Origin of the sequence: Pseudonocardia sp. McavD-2-B (assembly GCF_024124365.1) — a bacterium.
GTDB lineage: Bacteria > Actinomycetota > Actinomycetes > Mycobacteriales > Pseudonocardiaceae > Pseudonocardia > Pseudonocardia alni.
In genome coordinates, this window is sequence record NZ_JAMXSG010000466.1 from 1 (window position 1) to 2,230 (window position 2,230).

Sequence of the window (2,230 nt, forward strand, 5' to 3'; positions counted from 1 at the left end):
GGACGCCGGAGCCGGCCGCCACCCCGGTGCCCGTTCCGGCCGGTCCCCCGGTGCGCGGGCTCGCCGTGCCGGCCGTGACCCTGCCCGACGACGCCGTCGGCGACACCGCCCGCGAGGCGTTGCGCGCCCGTCCCGACTCGGGCGGGATCGTCCTGGTCGACCGTGCGCACCGGCCGGTCGGCTACCTCGACCGCAGCCGCGTCCTGCTCCAGCTGGCCGGCAGGTTCGGGCACGCGCTGTGGGCCGAGAAGCCGGCGGCCGAGCTGGCGGACCCGCCGCGGACCGTCGACGAGCGGACCCCGCTGCACCGCGCGATGGAGATCGGTCTGTCCGGCGACCCGGCCCGCGGCTACGACGACCTGGTCGTCGTCGCACCGGACGGCACCTGCCGCGGGGTCGTCCCGGTCGCCGAGCTGTGGCGCCGCGCGATCCTGCCGCCCGCCGCGTCCGGCCCGCGCCCCGTCCCGGTACCGCAGGCGGCGCGCACCGCCTGATCCGACGACGCGCGAACTGTCGGGGGGCGCTGCTTCACTGACCCGGTGCTGTTCACCGACGTCGTCACCACCTCGGCCGCGGTCGGGGCGACCCGCGCGCGCAAGGAGAAGACCGCCGCGCTCGCCGGGCTGCTGCGCACCGCCGCGCCGGCCGAGGTCGTGCCGGTCGTCGCCTGGCTGTCCGGGGTGCCCCGGCAGGGCCGGATCGGGACCGGCTGGCGGACGTTGTCGGGCGTCGACGTGCCGGCCGGGGCGGAGCCGTCGCTGACGGTGGAGCAGGTCGACGCACTGCTCGACGAGCTGGCCGGTACCGCGGGGACCGGATCGGCGGCCCGGCGCCGCGAGCTGCTCACCGAGCTGTACGGCGCCGCGACCACCGAGGAGCAGCGCTTCCTGCACCGTCTGCTCACCGGCGAGCTGCGCCAGGGCGCACTGGAGGGGCTGATGGTGGACGCCGTCGCCGCCGCCTCCGGGGTGGCCGCGCCCGCGGTGCGCCGCGCGTTCATGCTGTCCGGCCGGCTGCCTGAGACCGCGGCCACCGCGCTGACCGGCGGACAGGACGCGCTCGCCGCGGTCGGGTTGGAGGTGGGCAGGCCGGTCCGGCCGATGCTCGCCGCCCCCGGCGACTCGCTCGACGCCGCGCTGGCCGCGCTCGGCACCGACGTCACCGTCGAACACAAGCTCGACGGCGCCCGCATCCAGGTGCACCGCCGCGGCGACGAGGTGCGGGTGTGGACACGCACCCTGCGCGAGATCACCGACGGCGTGCCCGAGCTGGTCGAGCTGGTGCGCGGACTGCCCTGCGACACCGCGGTGCTCGACGGCGAGACCCTCGCCCTCGACGACGACGGTCGCCCCCGCCCGTTCCAGGACACGATGAGCCGGTTCGGGACCGAGGAGTCCGGCGGCGAGGTGATGCTGTCGCCGTTCTTCTTCGACCTGCTCCACCTCGACGGCCGCGACCTCGTCGACGAGCCCACCGAGACCCGGCTCGACGCGCTCGCCGGGCTGCTCGCCGCGGACACTCACGCCGCGCTGCGGATGCCGGGGGCCCGGCGGCCGTCGCCGGAGCAGGCCGCCGAGGTGCTGGAGGAGGCGCTGTCGGCGGGGCACGAGGGCGTCGTGGTGAAGGACCTGGCCGCGCCGTATGCGGCCGGGCGGCGCGGCAGGGCCTGGCAGAAGGTGAAGCCGGTGCACACCCTGGACCTGGTGGTGCTGGGCGCCGAGTGGGGCTACGGGCGGCGGACCGGGTCGCTGTCGAACATCCACCTCGGCGCCCGCGACCCGGACGGCGGGGAGCCGGTGATGGTCGGCAAGACGTTCAAGGGGATGACCGACGAGCTGCTGGCCTGGCAGACCGCGACCTTCCCGGAGTACGAGACGGCGCGCGAGCCGGGCGTGGTGCACCTGCGGCCCGAGCTCGTCGTCGAGATCGCGCTCGACGGCGCGCAACGCAGCACCCGCTACCCGGGCGGGGTCGCGCTGCGCTTCGCCCGGGTGCTGCGCTACCGCCCGGACAAGACCCCGGCCGAGGCCGACTCGCTCGACGCGGTGCGGGCGCTGCTGTCGGGCTGAGCGGCCGCGGCGCCGTCGCGGGCCACCGGGACCGAGCCCGCCGGGTCGGCGCGCAGCACACTGACGGCGAGGACCCGGCCGTCGTCGCCGGTCAGGGTGCGTTCGGCCCCCAGCAGCGGGGCACCGGCGGCGACGCCGAGCAGGGCCGCCGAGTCGGGGTC

General features: G+C 77.2%; 2 protein-coding genes and 1 pseudogene. 2 read left to right on the forward strand and 1 reads right to left on the reverse strand.

Translation table 11 applies throughout. The features are described from left to right. Both NH602_RS30235 and NH602_RS30240 read left to right on the forward strand, forming a co-directional pair. A pseudogene (locus tag NH602_RS30235) lies at positions 1-494 on the forward strand (hypothetical protein); the annotation flags it as partial. 45 nt (positions 495-539) lie between these two features. Continuing rightward, a complete protein-coding gene (locus tag NH602_RS30240) occupies positions 540-2,069 on the forward strand; it encodes an ATP-dependent DNA ligase (protein ID WP_253069609.1) in 1,530 nt (509 codons plus the stop codon). On the opposite strand, the gene NH602_RS30245 is transcribed toward NH602_RS30240, so the two are convergent. Beyond that, on the reverse strand, positions 2,000-2,230 hold a 231-nt coding region (locus NH602_RS30245), incomplete at its 5' end, for a hypothetical protein (RefSeq protein ID WP_253069610.1). The two genes, NH602_RS30240 and NH602_RS30245, sit on opposite strands and share 70 nt — an antisense overlap.